This is a genomic window from Streptomyces sp. NPDC015130 (genome assembly GCF_043080005.1).
GTDB lineage: Bacteria > Actinomycetota > Actinomycetes > Streptomycetales > Streptomycetaceae > Streptomyces.
This window is the reverse complement of sequence record NZ_JBIBVC010000006.1, coordinates 21,977-47,942: the sequence shown is the minus strand read 5'-3', so window position 1 is coordinate 47,942 and position 25,966 is coordinate 21,977. Positions and strand designations below refer to the sequence as shown.

The following is a 25,966-nucleotide window of genomic DNA, read 5'->3' as shown; positions in this document are numbered from 1 at the left end:
GGGGTGCGTCGTCTTGTCGTGTGTCCCGGTACGGCGCGTCTCGTCGGGTGTCACCCAGGCTAGCAAAGAACGGGCAAAGGCCCTGGTGACGACGGTCACCAGGGCCCTGGGGAAGCCTTCGGCTACAGATACAGCCCGGTCGAGTCGGTCGCGCCCTGGAAGCGGTCGGCGGCCACCGCGTGCAGGTCCCGCTCCCGCATCAGTACGTACGCGACACCCCGCACCTCGACCTCGGCGCGGTCCTCGGGGTCGTACAGCACCCGGTCGCCGATCTCGACGGTACGGACGTTCTGGCCGACCGCGACCACCTCGGCCCAGGACAGGCGACGGCCGACGGCGGCGGTCGCCGGGATCAGGATGCCGCCGCCGGAGCGCCGCTCGCCCTCGGGGGAGTCGGTGCGGACCAGGACCCGGTCGTGGAGCATCCGGATGGGCAGCTTGTCGTGCGTGTTCTCGCTCACGGTCCGAACCTACCTGCCCGGGCGTGTCGCCCGTGGCAGGGAGGGGTCATCCCTTGTGCTTACGGGACGAGGAAACGATCAGCCCGAGTACCGCGACGGCGACGACCGCCACCGGCACGACCCGCTCCAGGCGGGGCGCGCCGTCCTCGTGGGTGAAGCGGGCCTTCACGTCGGAGACGACCCGGTTGACCGCGACGAAGGCCCGGCCGACGGTCTCGTCGACCGTCGAGGCGACCTTGGCCTTGGCGTCCCCGATGATCGTCTTGGGGTGCACCCGAATGCCGATCTCGTCGAGAGTGACGGCGAGCTGCTCGCGCCGGCGGACGATGTCCGCCTCGATCTGCGCAGGGGTCCTGGCGTCCGACACCGCGCTGCCTCCGTAGTCGTGTATCCGGTCGTTGACGGACAGTGTGTCAGCTCCACCCCCCGTGAGCCGCGTCCGCCCCCCATTGGGCGTCCGCCATTAGGCTCTGGACGCGTACGCGAACACTCCCGAGGAAGAGCGAGCCATGAGCGAGCGACTGCAGCCCGGCGACACCGCCCCCGCCTTCACCCTGCCCGACGCGGACGGCAACGAGGTCTCCCTCGCGGACCACAAGGGCCGCAAGGTCATCGTCTACTTCTACCCGGCGGCCCTCACCCCCGGCTGCACGAAGCAGGCCTGCGACTTCACCGACAACCTGGACCTGCTGGCGGGCGCGGGCTACGACGTCATCGGCGTCTCGCCCGACAAGCCGGAGAAGCTGGCGAAGTTCCGCGAGAAGGAGAACCTCAAGGTCACGCTGGTCGGCGACCCGGAGAAGTCGACCCTGGAGGCGTACGGCGCCTTCGGCGAGAAGAAGCTCTACGGCAAGGTCGTGACGGGCGTGATCCGCTCCACGGTCGTGGTCGACGAGAACGGCAAGGTCGAGCACGCCTTCTACAACGTGAAGGCGACGGGCCACGTGGCCAAGATCATCCGAGACCTGGGCGTCGAGGCCTGACGCCTCCTCCCCCGGAACGGCCCGCACCCCCGAGAGGACGGTGCGGGCCGTTCCGTTTTCCGGTGGTGACCGTCCGATATTCGGCTCGTTACTCCGTACGAGGCCACGAACGGGTGGCCGGATCGGAGGGGGTCCGACGAGGACGAGCGCGTTTACGGAGGAGCGGCTCAAAGCGGCGGCGCGAGGAGCGCGGACGCTGACGGAGGCGCTGGAGCGGCTGGGGGTGGACCCGAAGAGCTCGACGCGAAGGTACGTGCGGGAGCGGATGCAGAAGCTGGGCGTGGACATCTCGCACTTCGAGCGGGAGGGGACACGTTGGACGCGTGAGGTCCTGACGCAGGCCGTAGCCGCCTCGACGAACATGTGCGACGTACTGCGGTGGCTCGGGGTGGACGTCGTAGGAGGTCAGCACACGCACATCAGCCGCCGGATCAAGGCGTACGACATCGACACCTCGCACTTCCGCGCACCGTCCCAGCGGGGAAGGTCCCGGCGCCCCCGGACACCCGAGACCCTGCTCGTCGAGCAGACCGGCCCACAGACCCGGCGTATCCCGAGCGACCGCCTCACATGGGCGATGAAGGAATCGGGAGTACGGATCCAGTGCGCAGCATGCGGTACGGACGCCCAGTGGCGCGGCCGACCACTCCCGCTGGAGGTCGACCACATCGACGGCAACTGGCGAAACAACCGCATCGAGAACCTGCGGTTCCTCTGCCCCAACTGCCATGCGACGACTGACACCTGGTGTCGGGGAGGACGGCAGGTAAAGTAAGGGATCGTGTACGCGCCCGTACGCCAAGGGCTGAGCGGCGATCTTTAGGTGGTCGTGTCTGTCGGTTCGAATCCGACCGGGCGTACCGTACGACGGCCCAGCGGACAGAGCGCCGCTGGGCCGTTCGCATGCAGCCCCTCAGCCCAGCAGCTCCTGCACCACCGGCACCAGTGCGCGGAACGCCTTGCCGCGGTGGCTGATGGCGTTCTTCTCCGCCGGGGTCAGCTCCGCGCAGGTGACCTCGTGGCCCTCCGGCTGGAGGATCGGGTCGTAGCCGAAGCCGTTCGTGCCCGTGGGGGCGTGGCGGAGGGTGCCGCTCATGCGGCCTTCGACGACGCGTTCCGTGCCGTCCGGGAGGGCCAGGGCCGCCGCGCAGGCGAAGTGGGCGGCGCGGTGCTCGTCGGCGATGTCGCCGAGCTGGGCCAGGAGCAGGTCCAGATTGGCCCGGTCGTCGCCGTGGGCGCCGGCCCAGCGGGCCGAGAAGATGCCGGGGGCGCCGTTCAGGACGTCGACGCAGAGGCCGGAGTCGTCGGCGACGGCCGGGAGGCCGGTGGCCTGGGCGAGGGCGTGCGCCTTGAGGAGGGCGTTCTCGGCGAAGGTGACGCCGGTTTCCTTGACGTCGGGGATCTCCGGGTACGCGTCCGCGCCGACGAGTTCCAGGTCGAGACCTGCGTCGGCGAGGATCGCATGGAGTTCGGTGATCTTGCCCGCGTTGCGGGTGGCGAGGATCAGGCGCTGTCGGGTCATGCCCCCGATTATCCCGGGGTGCAGACCTTGGCGACCTCGCTCGCCCCGTCGGTGATCGGCTGGATGTCCGGGGTGGTGTCGCCGTTCTTGACCGCCGTACGGACGGACTCGACGCCCTTGGTGAGGTCGTCGACCGCCTTGGCGAGGTCGGCGTTGTCCGTGGTGTCCTTGAGGTTGCCGAGCTCGGTGGAGATCGAGTTGAGGGACTCCTCGATCTGCGTCGGGTCGTTGGAGGCGTTGGAGACGGCCTGTTCGAGCTTGCTCACGGACGTGGCTATCGCGTCGGCGGTCTTGACGCAGTCCATGGCGGTGTCGAGGGCTCCGCAGCCGCTCAGGACGGTGGTGAGTGCGGCGGCCGTGGCCACGGCGAGTGCGAGACGGCGCTTCAAGGCGGGTCCTCCCCCAGATACGTACATGCGGACGAACGACGGACGGGCGGGCGCACGGAGCTTATCCGTCCGTCCGCCCGTCATGACGCAGCCAGGTGTCAGAGGGTTCCTTCGAGGGCCTTGCGCTGGATCTCCGCGAGCTCGGCGCAGCCGCCGGAGGCCAGGTCGAGGAGGGCGTTGAGCTCCTTGCGGTCGAAGGGCTCGGCCTCGGCGGTGCCCTGGACCTCGACGAAGCGGCCGTCGCCGGTGCAGACGACGTTCATGTCGGTGTCGGCGCGGACGTCCTCCTCGTAGCAGAGGTCGAGGAGGGGGACGCCGTCGACGATGCCGACGGAGACGGCGGCGACGGTGCCGACGAGGGGCTTGCGGCCGGCCTTGACGAGCTTCTTGCCCTGGGCCCAGGCGACGGCGTCCGCGAGGGCGACGTAGGCGCCGGTGATGGCGGCGGTGCGGGTGCCGCCGTCGGCCTGGAGGACGTCGCAGTCGAGGACGACGGTGTTCTCGCCGAGGGCCTTGTAGTCGATGACGGCGCGCAGCGAGCGGCCGATGAGGCGGGAGATCTCGTGCGTACGGCCGCCGATCTTGCCGCGGACGGACTCGCGGTCGCCGCGGGTGTTGGTGGCCCGGGGCAGCATGGAGTACTCGCCGGTGACCCAGCCTTCGCCGCTGCCCTTGCGCCAGCGCGGGACGCCTTCGGTGACGGAGGCGGTGCAGAAGACCTTGGTGTCGCCGAAGGAGATGAGGACGGAGCCCTCGGCGTGCTTGCTCCAACCGCGTTCGATGGTGACGGGGCGGAGCTGTTCGGGGGTACGGCCGTCGATGCGAGACATGGGACGAGCCTAGCCGTAGCGGTGGTGGGCGGGGGCCTGGCGACCGGTTCCTGGTGAGGGGTCGTTCCGGGTGTGACGAAGGGCCCGTTCCCCTGCCGGAACGGGCCCTTCAGCTGATGCGGCTGCTTACATCATGTCTTCGATGTCGGCGGCGATCGGGTCGGCGTCGGTGCCGATGACGACCTGGATCGCGGTGCCCATCTTGACGACGCCGTGGGCGCCGGCGGCCTTGAGGGCGGCCTCGTCGACCTTGGACGGGTCCACGACCTCGGTGCGCAGGCGGGTGATGCAGCCTTCGACCTCTTCGATGTTGTCGATGCCGCCGAGCCCGGCGACGATCTTCTCAGCCTTGGTGGCCATGTGTTTCTCCCTGTCCGTTCTGTTCGCGCGAGCGCGAATCTCGGCGCACCGATGGTCCGCTTTGTCACGGTAACCCACGGTTGGCCCAACTTCGCGAGCGTGTGCCGCCGTTCTGCCGAATGATGACGATCACCGGCGGCCTGTCCTCAGCGGGCTCCCGGGAGCCTACCGCAAGTGGTCTACACCAGTGTGCAACGAGATGCGGACCCGGCTTGTTCCGGGCAGGGAGGTCGCCGATGAGTACCGACAGCGCCGCGGCAGCGCCGAAGAAGTCCGTGTGGGGCGGACTCTTCCAGGGCCTGCAGAAGATGGGGCGCAGCCTCCAGCTCCCCATCGCCGTGCTGCCGGCGGCGGGCATCATCAACCGGCTCGGCCAGCCGGACGTGTTCGGCGCCGAGGGCCTCGGCTGGGACAACGTCGCCAAGGTGATGGCGGGCGCGGGCGGTGCTCTTCTCGACGGCAGTCTCGGCCTGCCGCTGCTGTTCTGCATCGGCGTCTCGATCGGCATGGCGAAGAAGGCGGACGGCTCGACCGCGCTCGCGGCCGTCGTCGGCTTCCTCGTCTACTACACGGTGCTGCGCCAGTTCCCGAAGGACTGCCCCACGGGTACGCAGGACATCGGCGGCGGCTGCCTCGGCGCGGACGACTCCTTCGCCGGCTACACGTACCAGAACCCCGGTGTCTTCGGCGGCATCGTCATGGGCCTGCTCACCGCGTACCTCTGGCAGCGGTACCACCGGACGAAGCTGGTGGACTGGCTGGGCTTCTTCAACGGCCGCCGGCTCGTCCCGATCATCATGACGTTCGTGGCGATCGCGTTCGCGGCGCTCTGCCTGTGGATCTGGCCGCCGATCGGTGACGCCCTGGAGAGCTTCAGCGACTGGCTGGTCGGGCTCGGCTCGTGGGGTTCGGGCATCTTCGGCCTGGCGAACCGGGCGCTGCTCGTCATCGGCCTGCACCAGTTCCTGAACGTGCCCATCTGGTTCCAGTTCGGGACGTACGAGAAGCCGGACGGGACGGTGGTCCACGGCGACATCCCGATGTTCCTGGCGGGCGACCCGAACGCCGGCCAGTTCCTGACGGGCTTCTTCCCGATCATGATGTTCGCGCTCCCGGCCGCCGCGCTGGCGATCACCCACTGCGCCAAGCCGCACCGGCGCAAGGAGGTCGGCGGCATGATGCTGTCGGTCGCGCTGACCTCGTTCGTCACCGGTATCACCGAGCCGATCGAGTACTCGTTCCTCTTCATCGCCCCGGTGCTGTACGCGATCCACGCCGTGCTCACGGGTGTGTCGATGGCCGTGACGTGGGCGTTCGGTGTGAAGGACGGCTTCAGCTTCTCGGCCGGTCTGATCGACTACGTGATCAACTGGAACCTCGCGACGAAGCCGTGGCTGATCATTCCGATCGGTCTCGTCTTCGCGGCCGTGTACTACGCGATCTTCCGGTTCGCGATCACCAGGTTCGACCTCCCGACGCCCGGCCGCGAGCCGGACGAGGTGGGGGACGAGATGGAGCGGGAGAACGTGAAGTGACCGCGCGAGCACCCTTCGGAGGGTGACCGATCCGGGGCTTTCGCCCCCCTCGTAAGGCCTGCGGAAGGCCCCTGGACCTGACGGTCCGGGGGCCTTTTGTCGTGGTTTCCGGGCTATGGCTGAGCGCACAGAATTTGCAGGTTCCTTATCTAAGTCTCACGTGCTAAAACTGGTCTACACCATTCACTGGTGTAGACCACGCGGTCCAGACCACCGCGTTCCACGAGACGTCGCCTCCCCCCGTGTTCACAGCCCTGGCGGCGCCTTGCCTTACTGGAGGAAGTTGATGAGTACGGCCACCGCCCAGGCCGCCGCTCCCGCGAAGAAGCGCGGATCCGGCCTGTTCCAGGGCCTGCAGAAGGTCGGTCGCAGCCTGCAGCTGCCGATCGCCGTTCTGCCGGCCGCGGGTATCTTGCTCCGTCTCGGCCAGCCCGACGTCTTCGGCGCGGAAGGTCTCGGCTGGGACAAGGTCGCCGCCGTCTTCGCCACGGCGGGCGACGCGGTCTTCGCCAACATGCCGCTGCTGTTCTGCGTCGGCATCGCGATCGGCTTCGCGAAGAAGGCCGACGGCTCGACCGCGCTCGCCGCGCTGGTCGGCTTCCTGGTCTACAAGAACGTGCTCACCGCGTTCCCGACCTCCGAGGCCGTCGTCAACACGACCGCGAACAAGGGTGTCGACGTCGCCGCGACGTACAACGACCCCAAGGTCTTCGGCGGCATCATCATGGGCCTGCTCGCCGCGGTCATATGGCAGCGGTACCACCGCACCAAGCTCGTCGACTGGCTCGGCTTCTTCAACGGCCGCCGTCTCGTCCCGATCATCATGGCCTTCGTCGGCACCATCATGGGTGTCGTCTTCGGCCTCCTCTGGGAGCCCATCGGTGGCGTGATCACCGACTTCGGCAACTGGATGACCGGTCTCGGCGCGCTCGGCTCCGGCATCTTCGGCGCCATCAACCGTGGTCTGCTCCCGGTCGGCATGCACCAGTTCGTGAACACCGTCGCCTGGCAGGAGATCGGTTCCTTCACCGACTCCACCGGTGCCGTCTGGCACGGCGACCTGCCGCGCTTCTTCCACGGCGACCCGACCGCCGGCCAGTTCATGTCCGGCTTCTTCCCGATCATGATGTTCGCGCTCCCGGCCGTCGCCCTGGCGATCACCCACTGCGCCCGCCCCGAGCGCCGCAAGGTCGTCGGCGGCATGATGTTCTCGCTCGCCCTGACCTCGTTCGTCACGGGCATCACCGAGCCCATCGAGTTCGCGTTCATGTTCCTGGCGCCGCTGCTGTACGTGATCCACGCGGTGCTCACCGCCGCCTCGATGGTCATCACCTCGGCCCTCGGCGTGCACCACGGCTTCACCTTCTCCGCCGGCGCGCTGGACTACTTCCTGAACTGGACGTACGCCTCCAAGCCGTGGCTGATCATCCCGATCGGCCTCGCGTTCGCGGCGATCTACTACGTGGTCTTCCGCTTCGCGATCACCAAGTTCAACATCATGACCCCGGGCCGCGAGCCCGAGGAGGAGATCGAGGACCTCACCAAGGCGTGAGCCCTCCCGCCTGACGAAACGTCGGCCTTCAGGACCTGATCGTGGTCCTGGAGGCCGACTTTCTTTTTCGGGGTGCATGCCCGAGTCACGGCCCGGGAATTGCCGCCGGGGCGACCTGACAAACTCACCGACAAGATCACGCACATTCCTTCCCCGCTTCATAGGATTAGACCAATCGAAGCCGGGGGAAACCGCTCGGCGCACCATCCCGACGGGCATGACCGGCCCGTCACGACCAGGAAAAGAGAAGCACATGAGCCTCTCCACGCTGCGCGAGATGAACTTCACGACCATGTCCGACAGCGAGACCGACGCCGTTTCCGGCGGCCGCCTCTCCAAGGCGCAGTGCGCCGCGATCTGGGCCAACGCCCAGGCCAACATGCTGGGTTACGGCTGTGGCGGCAGCTACACGGACTACATGGCCATCTACAACCGTGAGTGCCGGTAGCAGACAACGCTGCCGGTAATCACCTGGCAGCACCACGAACGGCGGCGCCTCCTCTCCGGGAAGGAATCCCGGAGGCCGAGGCGCCGCCGATCCGCATCCCAGGGGGCGCACAATGAAATGGCAGGCCTATCACACGCATCAGGAAGGTGATACGGACTGCGGCCCGGCCTGTGTGCGCACGGTCCTGCGGAGACACGGAATACACGTGGATTCCGCGATCCTTCGGGAATCCGTGGGTCTCGGCGAAGGCGGTGCGAGCCTCTTCCGGCTCCAGCAGGTGCTCGACGACTACGGTGTCGCCTCCCAGGCCTTCCGGCTGACCGTGAGCGAGCTGCACCAGGCCGTCACGCTGGCGGGGCCCGCCGTGGCCCTGACGACGGACGAGGGCCTCTCCCACTTCGTCGTCGTCCAAGAGGCCCTGGCCAACGGCGACTTCGTCATCAGCGACCCGTGGTTCTACCGGCCCAGGACCGTGACCGCCGACGAGCTGTCGCAGACCTTCTCCGGTGAGACCCTCGTCTCCGAGACCCCCTCGACCGACGTCGGCCGGTGGGGGCGCTTCCGGCATTCCTGGAAGCAGAGCGTCTTCGTGAACGAGATGCGGGAGAACCGGCGGACGATCACCGGCGTCATCGCCCTGACGCTCCTCGTGGCCGCGCTCTCGATCTCCAGCAGCATATATCTCCAGGTTTCCGTCGACAGATTCCTGCAGTCGGACAGCATCAGCGCCCTCACGTTCACCTCCCTGGCTTTCGTGGGAATGGTGCTGGCCGCCGGAGCTCTCCAATACATACGCGGGCTCATCATCGTCAGGTTCGGGCAACGCGTACAGAGGAACCTGTCCGAGCGCTACGTGGAGAAACTCCTCCGCCTCCCGGTCCGCTTCTACTCGGGCCGCAGAACCGGAGACCTGGCAAGTCGGCTCGATGACGTCCAGGGAATCCAGACACTCCTGACCTCCACCACGATCGGCGTATCGGTGGACATGGCCGTCGTGCTCATCGTCGGCGGCTACCTCGCTTGGTCGAGCCTGCCCCTCTTCGGCATCCTCATGAGTTCCGCATTCATCACGGTCGTGGCCTCCTGGAGTCTCTACCGCGGCATTCGGGAGACATCCGAGGAGGCATTGCAGCGCGATGCCACGCTCAAATCCGAACTGATCAACGTCCTCAATCACCACGAGGTCGTGATCTCCCACGGAAAGCGCGCTTTCGCGGCCCGGCGGATCTCCGACACCTTGTCACGGCGTATCGAATCCGAGACGAGACTGGGGCGCCTCGACAACCTCTCCGCCACGATCCGGCTGGTGACCCACGGCTGCTTCGCCGTCACCGTGACCTGGATCGGACTCCTCGAGGCCCGGAGCGGCCGGATCTCGCTGGGACAGGTCCTCAGCTTCATCTCGCTGTCCGGCTACTTCCTCACGTCGCTGGTGAACATCTCCACCCTGCAGACCACGATCCAGCGGAGCTCCGCCGCGATCGGCCGCTATCGGGACATCATGACCCAGCGTGAGCCCGTCGCCGTCCCGTCTCCCGCGGGCGCCCACGCACGTCCGGACGGCGCGCCCGTGCAGCCGGACCTCCCGCACGAAGCGCCCTCCGCCCTCTCGGCGCGAGGCCTCACGTTCTCGTACCCGGGCTCTGCGCGCCGCGTCGTCGAGGACGTCTCCGTGTCCGTCCCCGCCGGGTGCTCGGTGCATCTGGCCGGGGACAACGCCTCGGGAAAGAGCACCCTCCTGAAGCTCCTGGCAGGCCTGCACACGGCGGACGCCGGGACGGTCTTCCTCGGTGGTGTGCCGCTCGAAAGCCTCGATCCCGACACCGTCCCTCGCAGGGTCCTCTACCTGCCCGAGATCCCGTTGATCGTCAACGCGACCGTCCGGGAGAACCTGACGCTGGGAGCGCACCACTCCCAGGACGAGATCGATCGGGCCTGCGCCGTGGCCCATGCGACATCCGTCGTCGACTCCCTCGACAAGGGCTACGACGAGGTCCTGCGGGAGGACGGCACCCGCCTGTCGCGAGGCCAGCAGCAGAAGCTCGCCCTGGCACGCGCCGTGCTGATCCGCCCCGACGTCTTCCTGTTCGACGAAAGCTTCAGCGGCATCGACCAGGACGCCTTCGTCCAGATCTGGGACTCCCTGGCCACGACGGGAGCCACGCGCGTCCTGGTGGCTCATCGGGAGGTCGACGACCTGCGGTGCGACCTGACCGTGCGCCTGGAAGGCGCCCCCGACCGCGCCGCACTGACGAAGGAACCCGCATGAAGTTCTCCGATGTCCTCGACCAGGCCTGGGCCGAGGATTCCGGCTCACCGACCGCACTCGGGCGGGACCTGCGGCTCGTCCGGGCGTCCGCCCCGGAACTGCTCGCGCTGGACGTCCCGGCCGGCTCGTACGGCGAGCTCGCCGGTTCCTATCGGCCGGAGCAGGCGGCAGGCGCCGTCACCGCCGTCGTACTCACACACGACGAGGAGCGGGTGATCGGTGCGTGTCTGCGCGCCCTGACCGACGACTGCGACCGCCTCCTGCTCGTCGACGCCGAGTCCGAGGACTCGACGCTGCTCACCGCGAGGTCGGCCGTCGCCCACGTGGAACACGTCACCCGCGCATGGACCGATGACTTCGCCGCACAGCGCAACGCGGCGTTCGCGCAGGCCCGCCCGGGCGGCTGGCTCGCCCATGTGGACGCGGACGAGACCCTGTCGGAGGAGAGCAGGGGACGGCTGCGGGCCGTCCTGTCGGCTCTGGACCACGTCCTGCCCGGCGTGGACCTGGTGGTGTCCCCGCGCATTCTCGACACGAGTCGGGAATGCCATACGGACACCCGGCGGATCGTCCGCTCCGACTCGGCCCTGCGGTTCAGAGGGCGCCTCCACGAGCGGCTGTACGACGCACACGGCGGCCGGCCCCCGTCCGTCGAGGTCGACGTGGTCTTCCACCACACCGGCTACGAGCCTGAGGTGATCGAGCGCAGGGGCAAACGGGAGAAGTACGCACGGCTCGTCGAGCTGTGTCTGGCAGAGGAACCGTCGAACCCGAAGTGGCACTTCTACGCGGTGCGCGACGGCCTCGTGGGGCGTAAGCCCGGTCCCGACGAAGCCCTCGCGCTGTTCCGGAGGCTCCGGGAAGCACACGCCCTGTACGACCGGGTTCCGCTGTCCGACTACGAGGCGGAGCGCTGGACGGACAGCCTGGTGCTCCGGTGCGAGCTGGCCCTGGGGTTCGGCGGCGGCAGCGAGATCGCGGAGCTCGCGCCTCTCCTGCACGCGCGGGGACGCCTCCTCGAAGCCTCGTACTACCAGGCGTTCGCCGAGTTCAGTGCGCTGCTCAACCGTTCCTCGCGGCTGCTGGACCAGCTCTCCGAGGCAAGCCGCGACCCGCTCCCGGGCCACCGGCAGCTGGTGGGCCGCAGCTACGACCTCCAGGCCCTGCTGGCACTGACGTGCGGCCGCTACGACGAGGTGTCCCCGCTGTTGGACGAAGCCCGGTCCTGCCAGGCCGGATCGCTCACGACGGCCACCCTGGAATCCCTGGCGGACCGGTTGCCGAGCTGGCGGGACCTTCCTCAGACCTCGTAGACCGCGCCCGGTCTCGCCAGCTCCGACGGGCCCGTGTAGACCTCGCGGGCGTCCGCCAGGTTCTGCTCGCCGTCCGTCCACGGGGGGATGTGGGTGAGGACCAGGCGCCCTACGCCGGCCCGGGCCGCCTGGGCGCCCGCCTCCCGGCCGTTGAGGTGGAGGGCCGGGATGTCCTCCTTGCCGTGGGTGAAGGAGGCCTCGCAGAGGAAGAGGTCCGTGCCGTCGGCGAGCTCGTGGAGCGCCTCGCACACGCCGGTGTCCCCGGAGTAGGTGAGGGAGCGGCCGCCGTGCTCGACGCGGATGCCGTACGCCTCGACCGGGTGGCACACCTTCTCCGTGCGGACCGTGAACGGGCCGAGCTCGAAGGTGGACGACTTCAGCGTGTGGAAGTCGAAGACCTCGCTCATCGAGGTCGGCGAGGGGGTGTCCGCGTACGCCGTGGTCAGGCGCTGCTCGGCACCCTCCGGCGCGTAGACGGGGAGCGCGTCGCAGCGTCCGCCCTCGTGCCGGTAGTAGCGGGCGACGAAATACCCGCACATGTCGATGCAGTGGTCCGCGTGCAGATGGCTGAGGAAGATCGCGTCGAGGTCGTACAGACCGATGTGTCGTTGCAGCTCGCCGAGGGCGCCGTTGCCCATGTCGAGGAGCAACCGGAAGCCGTCGGCCTCGACGAGGTAGCTCGAACAGGCCGAATCCGCGGACGGAAACGACCCGGAGCAACCGACGACGGTGAGCTTCATGGAGCGTGAACCTCCGTGGACGGGTGCGGAAAGCGCGCTGAGGGAGGGGGAGGCTGTGCGGTCTGTCGAGCGTAAGGCGCACCCGGGCCTGTCGCTCCTTCGTGGCGGCCCGTTGTGGGCGAACTCACGGGCTCTGTCACCGGTTCGGATGGATGGCGGGGCGTCACGGCGGAGTGAGGCGCGCGCCGGTACCGTCTTGAGGTATGGACACGTCATGGTGGCCCGCGCTGGCCGCGGTCGTGGTGATCGCGCTGGTCGCGGTGGTCGCCGACGGGCGGAAGCGTTCCTCGCGCCGCCCTCAGGGGAGGCCCTCGGGCCGGACCAGGCCGCCCGGTCGGCCCACCGGGCCGCGGAAGGCTCCGTCGCGGCTGCCGCGGGCGGGTGAGATCTGGTGGGCGGACGTGCCCTTCGAGGACGGGCCCGGGTCGAAGGACCGGCCCTGTCTCGTGCTCACGGTACGGGGGGACAGCGCGCTCGTCGCCAAGATCACCAGCAAGTACCACGACGAGCGGCCGGGGGTGATCGCGCTGCCGCCGGGGGCGGTGGGCGACGCGCAGGGGCGGCCGAGCTTCCTGGAGACGGACGAGCTGCGGGACGTGCCGGTGACGGGCTTCCGCCGGAGAGCGGGAACGGCGGACCCGGTCGTGTGGGACCAGGTCCGCCATCTGGCGCGCTGAGGGAGCCGTGGAGGCTCAAGCCCAGAGCTGGCCCTGGACCGTTTCGATCGCCTCTTCCGTCGTCGCGGCCGTGTAGAGGCCGGTCGACAGGTACTTCCAGCCGCCGTCGGCGACGACGAAGGCGATGTCGGCGCTCTCGCCGGCCTTCAGCGCCTTGTTGCCGACGCCGATGGCCGCGTGGAGCGCGGCCCCCGTGGAGACGCCCGCGAAGATGCCCTCCTGCTGGAGGAGTTCGCGGGTGCGGGTGACGGCGTCCGCGGAGCCGACGGAGAAGCGGGTGGTGAGGACGGAGGCGTCGTACAGCTCGGGGACGAAGCCCTCGTCGAGGTTGCGCAGGCCGTAGACGAGGTCGTCGTAGCGCGGCTCGGCGGCGACGATCTTGACGTCGGGCTTGTGCTCGCGGAGGTAGCGGCCGACGCCCATGAGCGTGCCCGTCGTGCCGAGGCCGGCGACGAAGTGGGTGATCGAGGGGAGGTCGGCGAGGATCTCCGGGCCGGTGGTGGCGTAGTGGGCGCCCGCGTTGTCCGGGTTGCCGTACTGGTAGAGCATCACCCAGGACGGGTTCTCGGCGGAGAGCTCCTTGGCCACGCGTACCGCTGTGTTCGATCCGCCCGCCGCGGGGGACGAGACGATCTCCGCGCCCCACATGGCGAGCAGCTGGCGACGCTCCTCGCTGGTGTTCTCGGGCATGACGCAGACGATGCGGTAGCCCTTGAGCTTGGCGGCCATGGCGAGCGAGATGCCCGTGTTGCCGCTGGTCGGCTCCAGGATGGTGCAGCCGGGCGTGAGCCGGCCGTCCTTCTCCGCCTGCTCGATCATGTGGAGCGCGGGGCGGTCCTTGACCGAGCCGGTCGGGTTGCGGTCCTCCAGCTTCGCCCAGATCCGGACGGAGTCCGAGGGCGAGAGCCGGGGGAGGCGGACGAGCGGCGTGTTGCCGACCGCCGCCAGCGAGGAGTCGTAGCGCATGTGGATCAGACCATGCCGCCGGCGACGGCCGGCAGGATCGTGACGCTGTCGCCGTCGGAGAGCTTGGTGTCGATGCCGTCGAGGAAGCGGACGTCCTCGTCGTTCAGGTAGACGTTGACGAAGCGGCGGAGCTTGCCGCCGTCCACGATGCGGGCCTCGATGCCGTTGTGGCGGGTCTCCAGGTCGGCGAAGAGGGCGGCGAGGGTGTCACCGCTGCCCTCGACGGCCTTCTCGCCGTCGGTGTAGGTGCGGAGGATGGTCGGGATGCGGACCTCGATGGCCATGACGTGGGCTCCTGTCGGAAGTGGCGTGGTGGGCGCGCTGCTGGGGCCCCGCGCGGAGGGGGGTCGTACGGAAGGCGCTCGGCCGGTAGCTCAGAGCGCAGCGCGGGACGTACACATCGCGCTGGCGAGGCGGCACAGGTCGACGTGCAGGCGTGCCACGAGCAGGGGTGTGCCCGGAGTCTCTTCGCTCACGTCGTGGGAAACCATGGGCTCATCGTATCGATTCCCGGTCCGGGTTCCGGAATGTGATCTCACATGGTGGATAGTTTCTGACCGCCCACCGGACTGTGCAGGTAGACGACGGTCGGGCTGCCGGTCCTGGGGTGCGGGATGACCTCGGCATCGACCCCGTAGACGGCGGCGAGGAGCTCGGGGGTGAGGACCTCGGCGGGGGTGCCTCCGGTGACGACCCGGCCCTCCACCATGACGTAGAGGCGGTCGCAGTAGGCCGCCGCGAGGTTGAGGTCGTGCAGGGCGAGCAGGTTGGTGGTGCCCAGGGTGCGGACGAGGGCGAGGACGTCGAGCTGGTGGCGGATGTCCAGGTGGTTGGTGGGCTCGTCGAGGACGAGGAGGGCCGGGTCCTGGACGAGGGCGCGGGCGACCAGGGCGCGCTGGCGCTCGCCGCCGGAGAGGGTGGGGAAGGGGCGGTCGGCGAGCTCCGTGAGGCCGACGCGGGCGAGGGCGGTGTCGGCGCGCTCCCGGTCGGCGCCGGTGTCGCCCTCCCAGAAGCGCTTGTGCGGGGAGCGGCCGAGGGCGACCAGTTCGCGGACGGTGAGTTCGAACTCGGTGCCGCTGTCCTGCGGGACGGTGGCGACGCGGCGGGCGCGGGCCTTGGGGCCGAGGGCGTGGAGGTCGTCGCCGTCGAGCGCGGCGTGTCCGGCGGTGGCGGTGAGGGTCCCGTAGACGCAGCGCAGGAGGGTGGTCTTGCCGCTGCCGTTGGGGCCGATGAGGCCGACGGTCTCGCCGCTGCGGACGGTGAGGTCGGCGGAGCGGAGGCGTCTTCCGTACGAGAGTCCGTGGAGCCGCAGCTCGGTCACAGGGGTGCTCCTTCGGGGCGGCGGCGCATCAGCCACAGGAAGAACGGGCCGCCGATGAGTGCGGTGAGGACGCCGACGGGGATGTCCTGGGGCGCGGCAACGGTCCGGGCGGCGAGGTCGGCGAGGACGAGGGCGAGCGCCCCGCCGAGGGCGGCGACCGGGAGGAGGCGGCGGTGCGGGGCGCCGACGGCGAGCCGGGCGGCGTGCGGGGCCATGAGTCCGACGAAGCCGACGGCTCCGCTGGCCGCGACCATGACGGCGGTGACGAGGGAGGCGAGGACGAAGACGGCGGCGCGGAAGCGGGCGGTGTCCAGGCCGAGGACGGTGGCGCCCTCCTCGCCGACGAGCAGCAGGTCGAGCGGGCGGGCGAGGGCGACGAGAGCGCCGACGCCGAGGACGAGGACGGCGGCGGGCAGGAGGAGGGTGTCCCAGCGGGCGCTGCCGAGGCCGCCGAGGGACCAGTACAGCGCCTCCTGGAACTGCTCGGGCCGGCCGGCGACGACGAGGAGCAGGGTGGCGAGGGCGGAGAGCACGTACGAGACGGCGACCCCGGCGAGGACGAGCCGGGCGCCGGTCAGGGTCCCGCCGCGGCGCGCGAGCCCGTAGACGAGGACGAGGGCGAGGAGCGCGCCGGCGAAGGCCGCGCCGGGCAGGGCGATCGTGGTGGTCACCCCTCCCCCGATGCCGAGGACCAGCACGAGGACGGCTCCGGCGGAGGCGCCGGAGGAGATCCCGAGGAGGAAGGGGTCGGCGAGCCGGTTGTCGACGAGGGCCTGGAGGACGGTGCCGACGACGGCGAGCCCGGCGCCGACGACGACGCCGAGCAGGACCCGGGGCAGCCGGACGTCGAGCACGATCGTCCGGTACGGGGAGGGGGCCGCCCGCCCGGTCAGGGCGTCGAGCACCTGGCCGGGCGGGATGCGGACGGAGCCGAGGGCGAGCGAGGCGATGCCGGCGAGGGCCAGGGCCAGGGCGAGTCCGGCGACGACGAGGACGTACCGCGAGGTCCCGGAGGCGGGTGCGCTCCTCTCCGTCGGTGTCCCGGCCCTGTCGAGGACCGTGCTCACCGGGCCGGGTGGAGCTGGGCGGCGAGCTTGTCGACGGCGGCGGGGACCCGGACGCCGAGGACGGTGTCGGAGAGCGGCATGACGGCGAACCGGCGGTTCTTGATCGCGGGGACGTCCTTCAGGACGGGGTCGTCGAGGAGCCGCTTCTTCTTCTGCTCGACGGTGGTGGTGCCGTAGTCGTAGATGACGATGACCTCGGGCCGGCGGTCGACGACCTGTTCCCAGGTGGCGTCGCCGAAGGCCTTGTCGAGGTCGGAGAAGACGTTCTTGCCGCCCGCCCGGGTGATGAGCTCGTTGCCGATGCCCTTGCCGCCCGCCGTGAACGCGGTCTTGTCTCCGCTGTCGTAGACGAAGACGGAGACCGGCGGGGTGCCCTTGAGGCGCTTCTCGGTGGCGGCGAGGGTGGTACGGGCCTCTCGGGTCCATGCCTCGGCGCGGGCGCCGACGTCGAAGGTCCGGCCGATCTCGCGGACTTCGCGGTAGAGGTCGTCGACCGAGGTCGAACCGGACGGGCAGTACTCGATGTTGAGGCGGGTGGAGATGCCGGACTTCTTGAGGTCGTCGCGGCCGCGGCCGTCCTTGGCGTCGAAGGCGGAGGCGTAACCGCCGTAGACGAAGTCGGGGTTCGCGGCGAGGAGGGCCTCCTTGGAGGGGTACTCCTTCGCGAGGACGGGGACGGAGTCGTAGGCCTGCTTGTAGGCGGGGAGGACCTCGTCGTCGAGGTAGGCGGTGCCGACCAGCGACTTCTCCAGGTCGAGGGCGAGCATCACCTCGGTGACGTGCTGGTTCATGGTGACCACGCGCTTCGGCGGTGCCTGGTACGTGGTCTTCACGCCGCAGTTGTCCACGGTGTACGGGAATCCCTGCGCGGTCCCTCCGGGCTTCGCGGAGGACGCGGGCGGGGTCGCCGGTGACGAGCAGGCGGCGAGCAGCGGGACGAGGGCGAGCGCGGGCAGCAGCGGACGGCGCCAGGACATGACGGTCGAGCCTCCTCCGGGGATTTCCACGTCCCCGATCGGTGGTGAGAGGCGGCAGGTCAGTTCCTGGCTCACGCCTCCCGAGGAGGCGGTCACAGTGGCGGGACCGCACCGGATTCGCACCGGTTTCCTGGTTCCTGCCGCCCGTTGGTCCCGGACAGTCTCTCACTGGGACCGGGTCGGGGCGCTACTCCGCGTAGGCCTCGACGATCTCGACGTCCTCCTCGGTCACGACGCCCTCGACGATGGTGAAGGAGCGGAACTGGAAGGGGCCCGCGTCGTCGGTGTCGGCGGTGGAGACGAGGACGTAGTGGGCCTGGGGCTCGTTCGCGTACGAGATGTCCGTGCGGGACGGGTAGGCCTCGGTCGCGGTGTGCGAGTGGTAGACGATGACGGGCTCCTCGTCCCGGTCGTCCATGTCGCGGTAGAGCTTGAGCAGGTCCGCGGAGTCGAACTCGTAGAACGTGGGCGAGCGGGCGGCGTTCAGCATGGGGATGAAGCGCTCGGGGCGGCCGCTGCCGGCCGGGCCCGCGACCACGCCGCAGGCCTCGTCGGGGTGGTCCGCGCGGGAGTGCTCCACGATCTGCTCGTACAGGGCCCGGGTGATGGTCAGCATGCCGACAGGATAAGCAGACGGGCCGTTCCGTACCGAGGAGTGGTACGGAACGGCCCGGATGCTGAGACCCGGCAGGTCAGGAACGCTTGGCGAAGGCGGCGCCCTCGGGGTTGCGGGCCTTGAGGACCAGGTAGGAGACGGCGAGGACCAGGCCCCAGACCGGCGCTCCGTAGAGCGCGACCCGGTTGCCCTCGTCCATGCCCATGGTCACGAGGACCAGCGCGAGGAACGCCAGGGCGAAGGCGCTGAGCCAGATGCCGCCGGGCGCCTTGAAGGAGGACTCGGGCAGCTCGCCGCGGTCGGCCTTGGAGCGGTAGCGGATGTGGCAGATCAGGATGGCGATCCAGGCCCACATGCCGGAGATGGTCGCGAAGGAGACGACGTAGTTGAACGCCTCACCGGGCCACTGGTAGTTGATCCAGACGCCGACCATCATCAGCGCGGCCGAGAACGTGGTGCCGATCAGCGGGGTGCCGGAGCGGGTCAGCTTCGTGAAGACCTTCGGGCCCTGGCCGTTGAGCGCGAGGTCGCGCAGCATGCGGCCGGTGGAGTACATGCCCGAGTTGCAGGAGGAGAGCGCGGCCGTCAGGACGACGAAGTTGACGATGGCGGCACCGACGCCGAGGCCCATCTTCTCGAAGGCCGCGACGAACGGGGACACGCCGGGCTTGAACTCGGTCCACGGGACGACCGAAAGGATCATGATGAGCGCGCCGACGTAGAAGACGGCGATGCGCCACGGCACGGTGTTGATGGCCTTGGGCAGGACGGTCTTCGGGTCCTTCGACTCACCGGCGGTGACGCCGACGAGCTCGACGGCGAGGAAGGCGAACATGACCATCTGGAGGGTCATCAGGGTGGAGTAGATGCCGTCCTTGCCGGCGAAGAAGCCGCCGAGGTCCCACAGGTGGGTGACGGAGGCGGTGTCGCCCGCGTCGGAGAAGCCGAGGGTGAGGATGCCGGCGCAGATGAGGATCATGCCGATGATCGCGGTGACCTTGACCATGGAGAACCAGAACTCGAGCTCACCGAAGAGCTTCACCGAGATCAGGTTGGCACCGTAGAGGATGACCGTGAAGACGAGGGCCGAGAGCCACTGCGGGATGTCCCACCAGTACGTCATGTAGGTGGCCGCGGCCGTGACCTCGGTGATGCCGGTGACGACCCAGAAGAGCCAGTACGTCCAGCCGGTCACGAAGCCCGCGAAGGGGCCCATGAACTCGCGGGCGTACTCAGAGAAGGAGCCCGAGACCGGGCGGTACATGAGGAGCTCGCCGAGCGCCCGCATGATGAAGAAGATGACGAGTCCCGCGGCGGCGTACGCGAGGATCAGACTCGGCCCCGCGATGGAGATGCCCTTGCCCGCGCCGAGGAAGAGGCCGGTGCCGATGGCTCCGCCGATCGCGATCATCTGGATCTGGCGTGCACCGAGTGCCCGGTGGTAACCCTCGCCCGAGACGGTGTCCGCGGCCTCGTCGCCGTCGTGCTGCTTGTCGACCTGCACTGAGGTCATGGTGGTGCGCCTTTCTCCATACTGATCCGCGCGACTGCGAGTGCGTCTGCCGCGGATCAGATCCTGATCCCCCCGGATGTGGATGGAGTGCCACCGGCGGTCAGCCGGTCAAAGCGCCCTCGGGAACAGGGGTGGCGTCCCCGAGCGGTCGTGAAGATTTATCACGCGGCGGGGGCCGGTCGACGGGGGTGCGTGTGGCGCGCGCCACACGGAAAGGTGCAGAAAAGGGACCTTACGGAGCAAAGGCGGGCGCCCTGATAACGCATTCGTTATCCGGATTTGAGCGTCCGCTGAGCGAACATCGGCGCCCCGGGGTGGCCTCGGGAAGCCCTGCGGCATCCCGAGGGTGACCGCGGACAGCCCTACGGCATCAGCGTCTCGACGAGGGACTCCTGGAGCGCCCCCAGCCAGAGGTAGGCCATCACCATGGGCTTGCGCGGGTCGGAGTCCGGCAGCCGGTACAGCTGCTCGCTCTCCTCGTCCTTGACCTCCAGGCGGGTGCCGATCGTCAGCCGGAGGTCGTTGAGCGTGCCGAGCCAGGCCCGGGAGTCGTCCGGGCTCAGCTTCAGGACGGCGCCGCCCTCGCCCGCCGACTCGCCGGAGAGCGAGTCCAGGGCGCGCACGACGACGAGGGCGTCCTCGCGCTTGCGGGCGCGCAGGTCGTTCTCGGTGTAGCGGCGGAAGTCCGCGGCGGACGCCCGGAGCTCCGCGCTCTCGTCCCCGTACGCGTCGGGGAAGAGGCGCCGGAGGGCGGGGTCGGACGGGGGCTCGCTCGGGCCCTCGGCGAAGAGGGCGGCCAGCGGGTCGGCATCGGCCGCGGGCTCGTCGCCGGGGCCGATCAGCTCCATCAGCTGGACGGCGAGGGAGCGGAGGATGGAGATCTCGACCTCGTCGAGCGCGACGGCCGCTCCGCCGCCGGGCAGGTTCTCGAAACGGCCGGCCATCAGAAGCGGTCCTGGGAGAGGGTCGCCCAGAGGCCGTAGCCGTGCATCGCCTGCACGTCCCGTTCCATCTCCTCGCGGGTGCCGGCGGAGACGACGGCCTTCCCCTTCTCGTGCACGTCGAGCATCAGCTTGTGCGCCTTGTCCTTGGAGTAACCGAAGTACGACTGGAAGACGTAGGTCACATAGCTCATCAGGTTGACCGGATCGTTGTGCACGAGGGTCACCCAGGGCACGTCGGGTTCGACGACCGCGGAGACCTCCTCGGCCGATTCCGTACGTTCGATCTCAATAGGCGCGACGCTCACTCACCCCATGCTGCCACCCCGGGGGGCCCATCGCACAAACAGGTCACCCACACCGACCCCCTATTCGTCACTTTGACGATTTCTGCGCTAGCATCGCTGACATGAACGCTGCGGACCTTGGGCTGCCGGTGGACGTGCCGTCGACCGCGCTCTTCACCGATCAGTACGAGCTGACCATGCTCCAGGCGGCCCTCAGGGCCGGCACCGCCGACCGTCACTCGGTCTTCGAGGTCTTCACCCGGCGGCTCCCCGAGGGGCGCCGCTACGGCGTCCTCGCGGGCGTCGGCCGGGTCCTGGACGCCGTCGAGAACTTCCGATTCGACCCCGCCGTCCTCGGCTTCCTGCGCGAGCGCGGCATCGTCGACGAGCCGACCCTCGAATGGCTGGCCGGATACCGCTTCTCCGGAGACATCTGGGGCTACCCCGAGGGCGAGGTGTACTTCCCCGGCTCGCCCGTCCTGCGCGTCGAGGGCTCCTTCGCGGAGTGCGTGCTCCTGGAGACCGTGATCCTCTCGATCCTCAACCACGACTCGGCGATCGCCGCCGCCGCCTCCCGCATGTCGGCCGCGGCCGGCGGGCGCCGCCTGATCGAGATGGGCGCCCGGCGCACCCACGAGCTCGCGGCCGTCGCCGCCTCCCGCGCCGCGTACGTCGGCGGCTTCGAGGCCACCTCGGACCTCGCGGCCGGATTCCGCTACGGCATCCCGACCGTCGGCACCTCCGCCCACGCCTTCACCCTGCTCCACGACAGCGAGCGGGACGCCTTCCGGGCCCAGGTCGACAGCCTGGGCCGGGGCACGACCCTGCTCGTCGACACCTACGACGTGGCCGAGGCCGTCCGCACCGCCGTGGAGGTGGCCGGGCCCGAGCTCGGAGCCGTCCGCATCGACTCGGGCGACCTGCTGCTCGTCGCGCACCGCGTCCGGGCGCAGCTGGACGAGCTGGGCGCGCGCGACACGAAGATCGTCGTGACCTCGGACCTCGACGAGTACGCCATCGCCTCGCTCGCGGCGGCGCCGGTCGACGCGTACGGGGTGGGCACGCAGCTGGTCACCGGCAGCGGCCACCCGACCTGCTCGATGGTCTACAAGCTGGTCGCCCGGGCCCGCACGGCCGACCCCAAGGCGCCCCTGGTGCCGGTCGCGAAGAAGTCCGTGGGCGGCAAGGCCTCGGTCGGCGGCCGCAAGTGGGCGGCGCGCCGCCCCGACGCGTACGGGGTCGCCGAGACGGAGGTCGTGGGCACGGGACCGGTCCCGCCGGAGCTCGTCGGCCACCAGCTCCTGGTCGAGCTGGTCAAGGGCGGCGAGGTGGTGGCCAGGGAGCCGCTGGAGGCCGCCAGGGCCCGGCACATCGCGGCCCGCGCCGGGCTGCCGATGTCGGCGATCCAGCTCTCGCGCGGCGAGCCGGTGCTGCCGACGGAGTACGTGTAGCACCACGCGTTCGCGAACGCGCAAGGCACAACGCCGGGGACGCCCCCTCCCCCGGGGAGGGGGAAGTCTCTAGGCTCGAACCCACCCATCCGACGCGCTAAGGACACCCGCCATGCACCGCGCATTGATCGTTGTGGACGTTCAGAACGACTTCTGCGAGGGCGGCAGCCTCGCGGTGACGGGCGGCGCGGACGTCGCCGCCGCCATCACCGACTTGGTCGGCCAGACGGCGGGCACCTCCTACCGGTACGTGGTCGCCACCCGCGACCACCACGTCGACCCGGGCGGGCACTTCGCCCCGGAGGGCGAGGATCCGGACTACGTCACCTCCTGGCCGGTGCACTGCGTGGCCGGCACGGAGGGCGTCGGCTTCCACCCGAACTTCGCCCCCGCCGTCGCCAGCGGGGCGATCGACTCCGTCTTCGACAAGGGCGCCTACGACGCCGCCTACAGCGGCTTCGAGGGGCTCGACGAGAACGGGCGGACGCTCGCGGAGTGGCTGCGGGAGCGGGACGTCACCGAGGTCGACGTGGTCGGCATCGCCACCGACCACTGCGTCCGGGCCACGGCCCTGGACGCGGCCCGGGAGGGCTTCCGGACCCAGGTGCTGCTCGACCTGACGGCCGGGGTCGCGAAGGCGACGACGGCGAAGGCCCTGGAGGAGCTCGGCGCGGCGGGCGTGGAGCTGACCGGCGCGCCGGTGGTCTAGGGCGTGTTGCGAGAGTAGCGCCGGCCGCCCGAAGGGCGGGCCCGACGGCGTCTGGAGCGTGCGTGCCAGGCGCCGTCGGGCAGGCGGGACTTTCGCAACACGCTTTAGGAAGCCCCTGGGGTGCGTCGCTACGCCGCGGGCGCCTTCGGGAGGGTGCGGGCCGGGTGCCAGAGCTCCTGGGCCGCGCCGGGCGCGGATCTCCAGAGCAGGCCGTCGGGGTGGTGCAGGACGGCCGTGATCTCGTCCGGGGTGGGCGGCTCGCTGTTCCCGCGGAGGTAGACCGCGCGCAGACCGAGGTTCCGCAGCCTGGTGAGGGCACGGGCACGGTTGGCGGCGTGGACCAGGAAGCGGACCGAGGCCCCGTCGCGGGCCGGGCTGGGCAGCCCTATCGCGACGACCACGCTGCCGCCCGGCAGCTTGCAGAACCCTCCGTTGGGCATGCGGAACCACTCCCCCGTGGATCAGATGTCAATAAGAACTGCGGTCAGACGCACCTAAACACGATCGGCCGCCGCCCGCTAGGGGGCGACGGCCGATCATGATCTGACCTGCAGTTTTACCGACTACTTGGTCGACGGGCCAACCTGGACCGTGATCGTCTGGCCGTCCTTCGGCTCCTTGACGACCTGGATCTTGGTGTTGGTGTCAGTTACCTTGACGCCGGCCCGCGGGGTCTCGGCGAACCAGTAGGTGCCCTTGCGGTCGTCGAAGACCGGGTTACCGGCCTGCGACGGGACCCAGGTGCCCACGCCCGCCTTGTGCAGCTGGAAGCCGTCCGTGCGGGAGAGGCTGAAGGGGGCGTCGTACGACTGGACGCGGTTGCGCATCAGCGTGCCGTCGGACCACTTCAGCGGGCTCGGGTGCGCGTCGATCGGGAGGACTCGACCCACGCCCGGGTGCTGGGAGGTGTTGTTGTCCTTCTGGGACAGGTCCCACTTCCAGATGAGCAGACCGTTCTGGTACGGGTAGTGCTCGACCCAGCCGGCCTTGTCGCCCGTGAAACCGAAGTTGTACGGGCCGACCTTGAGGGTCGCGTCGTACGAGACGTACTGGCGGTTCTCCGCGATGTAGTACTGCTCGTAGTCCTTCGAGAAGCCCTTCGCGATCCGCGAGAAGCCCTTCGAGACCCAGCCGTTGTCACCGTTCTCGGCGCCGTCCGAGAAGACGTTGGCGCCGTCGGCGGTGAGGGTGATGGCGTCGGCGGTGAAGCCCTTGCCGCCCGCCCCGCCGTCCGTCTGGTAGCGGAAGCGGAGGTCGAACTTCTTGCCCGCGTAGGCGTCGAGGCCGTAGACGAGCTTCTTGTGCCCACCGGAGACGTCCGTCAGCGACGGGGAGCCGGCGGCGTCGCGCGGGAGCGCCACACCGTTGGCGGTGCCGTCGAGCGGGGTCCAGTTGGCGCCGCCGTCGGTCGAGACCTCCGCGTAGAGGAAGTCGTAACCCTTCTCGATGTCCCACCAGCCCTGGAGCTCCAGGGAGGCCGCGGACTTGCCGGTCAGGTCGACCGGGCGGGTCAGGGTGTTCTTGAGGTCGTCACCCATGTTGCTCCACCACTGGGTGGCACCCTCGGCGGGGGCCACGACCTCGGTGGCGACCGACTTCTTCGGCAGCTCGACGACGAGCGCCTGCGGGTTCTTGGTGTTGTACTCCGAGACGCCCAGCTTGTGGGTGGTCTTGGTGCCACGCTGCCAGTCGTTGACCTTGGCGTAGTTCAGCCAGCCCAGCTGGAGCTTGTCCCAGGAGGTCATGTCGCCGGGCAGGTCGCCGATGGCGTCCTTGCCCTCGCCCAGCCAGGAGCCGGACGACATGAGGGTCCAGAACCCGGTGGAGTTCTCGCCGCCCGCGGTGTCGTAGTGGTCCGGCAGACCGAGGTCGTGGCCGTACTCGTGCGCGTAGACGCCGAGGCCGCCGTTCTCCGGCTGCATCGTGTAGTCGCCGACCCAGATGCCGGTCTCGCCGATCTGCGTACCGCCGGCCTTGTTGTTCGCCGGGCCGGTCTTGCCGGCGTTGGTGCCGTACGCGTACCAGCGGTGGGCCCACAGCGCGTCGGTGCCCTGGGCGCCGCCACCGGCCGACTCGTCCTCGCCCGCGTGGACGATCTGGAAGTGGTCGATGTAGCCGTCGGGCTCGTTGAAGTTGCCGTCGGCGTCGAAGTCGTAGCGGTCCCACAGGTCGTACTGGGCGAGTTCGGCCTTGATCTGGGCGTCGGTCTTGCCCTGGGCCTTCTGGCCGGCCGCCCACGCGGTGACGCCGTCACGGACGGTGTCCCAGACGTTGGGGCAGTTGGTGTCGCCGCAGTAGTTCGAGCCGTAGCGGGCCTCGTTGTAGTCGACCTTGACCCAGTCGGAGACGGCGCCGTCGACCGAGTAGCGGCCGGACGAGGTCTTCTCGAAGTAGGTCTTGACGGACTGCTTCGGCTTGCCCTTGGCGTCCTTGCCCGTACCGAAGTACAGGTCCTGGAAGTGCTTGCGGTTGTAATCCGCCTGCCAGGCCGTGGAGTTGTCGTTCGCACGGTCCGGCTTGGCTATCTGGTTGTGCAGGGGACCGGGCTGGCCGCCGTACATCGGCTTGAGCTCGGTCGTGTCGTCGTCCTCGCGGTCGACGAGGGTGGTGGTGTCCACCTTGTCGCCGAACTCGACCAGGATCGTGAAGATCTTGTCGGTCTTCTCGCGGCCGAGCTCGACGTACTTCTTGCTGTCGAGCTTGACGACCTGCGAGCCCCCGCGCTTCTCGACCTTGGCCTCGCCGTTGAGCACCTGCTCCAGGGCAGCCTTGCGCTGCTGCTCCTGCTTCTTGCTGAACGGACCGTCAAGGTCGTGGTCGACCGTCGTCTTGTCGACGGTCTGGATGCCCGCCGGCGCGACGTTGCCGTCGCTGCCTGCCCAGGCGGTGGAGAAGGTCGAGGCGGTGGCGGCGGTGGCCGCGAGCGCCACGACGACTGCGGACGCTCTGATCGCCCGTCGTCTGTTGGTCACTTGATGTAGTCCTCCCCGGCGCCCACGCACCCGGACCGAAGGTGGGGTGTCCGTCCTGCGGGGTCGC

At 69.5% G+C, this 25,966-nt stretch carries 29 protein-coding genes, 1 tRNA gene and 2 riboswitches; of the genes, 11 read left to right on the top strand and 19 right to left on the bottom strand.

Features of this window, described 5'->3' with window-relative positions; genetic code table 11:
* Positions 1–2 precede the first annotated feature (2 nt).
* Positions 3–80, bottom strand: a riboswitch (guanidine-III (ykkC-III) riboswitch).
* A gap of 42 nt (positions 81–122) precedes the next feature.
* Together ACF08F_RS14210 and ACF08F_RS14205 are read right to left on the bottom strand one after the other, a co-directional pair.
* A complete protein-coding gene (locus ACF08F_RS14210) occupies positions 123–461 on the bottom strand; it encodes a co-chaperone GroES (RefSeq protein WP_017237090.1) in 339 nt (112 codons plus the stop codon).
* A 46-nt stretch (positions 462–507) separates the two neighbouring features.
* Complete coding sequence (locus ACF08F_RS14205; RefSeq protein WP_392298771.1) at positions 508–828, bottom strand: DUF3618 domain-containing protein; 321 nt, start codon at positions 826–828, stop codon at positions 508–510.
* Between the two features lie 142 nt (positions 829–970).
* Between ACF08F_RS14205 and bcp the strand changes: the two genes are divergently transcribed.
* From bcp to ACF08F_RS14190, 3 genes are all read left to right on the top strand, one after another.
* Positions 971–1,444, top strand: a complete 474-nt coding sequence (bcp, locus tag ACF08F_RS14200; RefSeq protein ID WP_189503648.1) for a thioredoxin-dependent thiol peroxidase — start codon at positions 971–973, stop codon at positions 1,442–1,444.
* A 223-nt stretch (positions 1,445–1,667) separates the two neighbouring features.
* On the top strand, positions 1,668–2,219 hold the full coding sequence (locus ACF08F_RS14195) for an HNH endonuclease (protein ID WP_392298770.1): 552 nt from the start codon (positions 1,668–1,670) through the stop codon (positions 2,217–2,219).
* 12 nt (positions 2,220–2,231) lie between these two features.
* Positions 2,232–2,304: transfer RNA gene (locus tag ACF08F_RS14190), tRNA-Leu, on the top strand.
* A 53-nt stretch (positions 2,305–2,357) separates the two neighbouring features.
* Here the strand turns inward: ACF08F_RS14190 and rdgB are convergent.
* From rdgB to ACF08F_RS14170, 4 genes are all read right to left on the bottom strand, one after another.
* Positions 2,358–2,966 carry an RdgB/HAM1 family non-canonical purine NTP pyrophosphatase gene (rdgB, locus tag ACF08F_RS14185; RefSeq protein ID WP_392298769.1) on the bottom strand — a complete coding sequence of 203 codons (609 nt, stop codon included), beginning with the start codon at positions 2,964–2,966 and terminating at the stop codon, positions 2,358–2,360.
* Between the two features lie 8 nt (positions 2,967–2,974).
* A complete protein-coding gene (locus ACF08F_RS14180) occupies positions 2,975–3,382 on the bottom strand; it encodes a hypothetical protein (protein ID WP_392298768.1) in 408 nt (135 codons plus the stop codon).
* Between the two features lie 71 nt (positions 3,383–3,453).
* Complete coding sequence (rph, locus tag ACF08F_RS14175; protein WP_384564170.1) at positions 3,454–4,185, bottom strand: ribonuclease PH; 732 nt, start codon at positions 4,183–4,185, stop codon at positions 3,454–3,456.
* A 126-nt stretch (positions 4,186–4,311) separates the two neighbouring features.
* The gene (locus ACF08F_RS14170; RefSeq protein WP_392299105.1) at positions 4,312–4,584 is read right to left on the bottom strand and encodes a glucose PTS transporter subunit EIIB; all 273 of its coding nucleotides are present in this window, start codon (positions 4,582–4,584) and stop codon (positions 4,312–4,314) included.
* A gap of 197 nt (positions 4,585–4,781) precedes the next feature.
* Here ACF08F_RS14170 and ACF08F_RS14165 point away from each other — a divergent pair, with 197 nt between their 5' ends.
* The 5 genes from ACF08F_RS14165 (at position 4,782) to ACF08F_RS14145 (ending at position 11,662) form a co-directional block, all read left to right on the top strand.
* On the top strand, positions 4,782–6,080 hold the full coding sequence (locus tag ACF08F_RS14165) for a PTS transporter subunit EIIC (RefSeq protein WP_392298767.1): 1,299 nt from the start codon (positions 4,782–4,784) through the stop codon (positions 6,078–6,080).
* A gap of 286 nt (positions 6,081–6,366) precedes the next feature.
* Entirely contained in the window at positions 6,367–7,632 is a 1,266-nt protein-coding gene (locus tag ACF08F_RS14160; RefSeq protein WP_150269855.1) for a PTS transporter subunit EIIC, read from the top strand.
* A 253-nt stretch (positions 7,633–7,885) separates the two neighbouring features.
* Entirely contained in the window at positions 7,886–8,080 is a 195-nt protein-coding gene (locus ACF08F_RS14155) for a hypothetical protein (protein ID WP_150269853.1), read from the top strand.
* 112 nt (positions 8,081–8,192) lie between these two features.
* A complete protein-coding gene (locus tag ACF08F_RS14150) occupies positions 8,193–10,349 on the top strand; it encodes a peptidase domain-containing ABC transporter (RefSeq protein ID WP_392298766.1) in 2,157 nt (718 codons plus the stop codon).
* Positions 10,346–11,662: a glycosyltransferase gene (locus tag ACF08F_RS14145; protein ID WP_392298765.1), complete on the top strand. Its 1,317-nt coding sequence runs from the start codon at positions 10,346–10,348 to the stop codon at positions 11,660–11,662. The genes ACF08F_RS14150 and ACF08F_RS14145 overlap by 4 nt, the downstream gene beginning before the upstream one ends.
* Here the strand turns inward: ACF08F_RS14145 and ACF08F_RS14140 are convergent.
* Complete coding sequence (locus tag ACF08F_RS14140; protein ID WP_392298764.1) at positions 11,650–12,402, bottom strand: MBL fold metallo-hydrolase; 753 nt, start codon at positions 12,400–12,402, stop codon at positions 11,650–11,652. The genes ACF08F_RS14145 and ACF08F_RS14140 overlap by 13 nt on opposite strands.
* A gap of 203 nt (positions 12,403–12,605) precedes the next feature.
* On the opposite strand from ACF08F_RS14140, the gene ACF08F_RS14135 reads away from it, so the two are divergent.
* The gene (locus ACF08F_RS14135) at positions 12,606–13,079 is read left to right on the top strand and encodes a type II toxin-antitoxin system PemK/MazF family toxin (protein WP_392298763.1); all 474 of its coding nucleotides are present in this window, start codon (positions 12,606–12,608) and stop codon (positions 13,077–13,079) included.
* 15 nt (positions 13,080–13,094) lie between these two features.
* On the opposite strand, the gene ACF08F_RS14130 is transcribed toward ACF08F_RS14135, so the two are convergent.
* The 10 genes from ACF08F_RS14130 to clpS form a co-directional block, all read right to left on the bottom strand.
* Positions 13,095–14,045, bottom strand: a complete 951-nt coding sequence (locus ACF08F_RS14130; RefSeq protein ID WP_392298762.1) for a PLP-dependent cysteine synthase family protein — start codon at positions 14,043–14,045, stop codon at positions 13,095–13,097.
* A gap of 5 nt (positions 14,046–14,050) precedes the next feature.
* The gene (locus ACF08F_RS14125) at positions 14,051–14,329 is read right to left on the bottom strand and encodes a MoaD/ThiS family protein (RefSeq protein WP_392298761.1); all 279 of its coding nucleotides are present in this window, start codon (positions 14,327–14,329) and stop codon (positions 14,051–14,053) included.
* Positions 14,330–14,419: 90 nt separating this feature from the next.
* Positions 14,420–14,536, bottom strand: a complete 117-nt coding sequence (locus ACF08F_RS14120) for a putative leader peptide (RefSeq protein WP_317852193.1) — start codon at positions 14,534–14,536, stop codon at positions 14,420–14,422.
* A gap of 44 nt (positions 14,537–14,580) precedes the next feature.
* On the bottom strand, positions 14,581–15,366 hold the full coding sequence (locus ACF08F_RS14115) for an ABC transporter ATP-binding protein (RefSeq protein ID WP_392298760.1): 786 nt from the start codon (positions 15,364–15,366) through the stop codon (positions 14,581–14,583).
* A complete protein-coding gene (locus ACF08F_RS14110; RefSeq protein ID WP_392299104.1) occupies positions 15,363–16,337 on the bottom strand; it encodes a FecCD family ABC transporter permease in 975 nt (324 codons plus the stop codon). Before ACF08F_RS14110 ends, ACF08F_RS14115 begins: the two co-directional genes overlap by 4 nt.
* Positions 16,338–16,429: 92 nt before the next feature.
* A complete protein-coding gene (locus tag ACF08F_RS14105) occupies positions 16,430–17,410 on the bottom strand; it encodes an ABC transporter substrate-binding protein (RefSeq protein WP_392298759.1) in 981 nt (326 codons plus the stop codon).
* Between the two features lie 39 nt (positions 17,411–17,449).
* A riboswitch (cobalamin riboswitch) is annotated at positions 17,450–17,582 on the bottom strand.
* 15 nt (positions 17,583–17,597) lie between these two features.
* Positions 17,598–18,026 (bottom strand): Mov34/MPN/PAD-1 family protein, encoded by a 429-nt coding sequence (locus ACF08F_RS14100; protein WP_392298758.1) that lies wholly within the window; start codon positions 18,024–18,026, stop codon positions 17,598–17,600.
* A gap of 76 nt (positions 18,027–18,102) precedes the next feature.
* Complete coding sequence (locus ACF08F_RS14095) at positions 18,103–19,539, bottom strand: amino acid permease (protein WP_392298757.1); 1,437 nt, start codon at positions 19,537–19,539, stop codon at positions 18,103–18,105.
* A gap of 362 nt (positions 19,540–19,901) precedes the next feature.
* Positions 19,902–20,483, bottom strand: a complete 582-nt coding sequence (locus ACF08F_RS14090; RefSeq protein WP_392298756.1) for a DUF2017 domain-containing protein — start codon at positions 20,481–20,483, stop codon at positions 19,902–19,904.
* The gene (gene clpS, locus ACF08F_RS14085; protein ID WP_055643244.1) at positions 20,483–20,788 is read right to left on the bottom strand and encodes an ATP-dependent Clp protease adapter ClpS; all 306 of its coding nucleotides are present in this window, start codon (positions 20,786–20,788) and stop codon (positions 20,483–20,485) included. The genes ACF08F_RS14090 and clpS overlap by 1 nt, the downstream gene beginning before the upstream one ends.
* 101 nt (positions 20,789–20,889) lie before the next feature.
* Here clpS and ACF08F_RS14080 point away from each other — a divergent pair, with 101 nt between their 5' ends.
* Entirely contained in the window at positions 20,890–22,218 is a 1,329-nt protein-coding gene (locus tag ACF08F_RS14080) for a nicotinate phosphoribosyltransferase (protein WP_392298755.1), read from the top strand.
* Positions 22,219–22,330: 112 nt separating this feature from the next.
* On the top strand, positions 22,331–22,927 hold the full coding sequence (locus tag ACF08F_RS14075; protein WP_392298754.1) for an isochorismatase family protein: 597 nt from the start codon (positions 22,331–22,333) through the stop codon (positions 22,925–22,927).
* 128 nt (positions 22,928–23,055) lie between these two features.
* Here ACF08F_RS14075 and ACF08F_RS14070 read toward each other — a convergent pair whose 3' ends face one another.
* Positions 23,056–23,367, bottom strand: a complete 312-nt coding sequence (locus ACF08F_RS14070) for a hypothetical protein (protein WP_189503603.1) — start codon at positions 23,365–23,367, stop codon at positions 23,056–23,058.
* 123 nt (positions 23,368–23,490) lie between these two features.
* Positions 23,491–25,899, bottom strand: coding sequence for an immune inhibitor A domain-containing protein (locus tag ACF08F_RS14065; protein WP_392298753.1), 2,409 nt, complete (start codon positions 25,897–25,899; stop codon positions 23,491–23,493).
* Positions 25,900–25,966 lie beyond the last annotated feature (67 nt).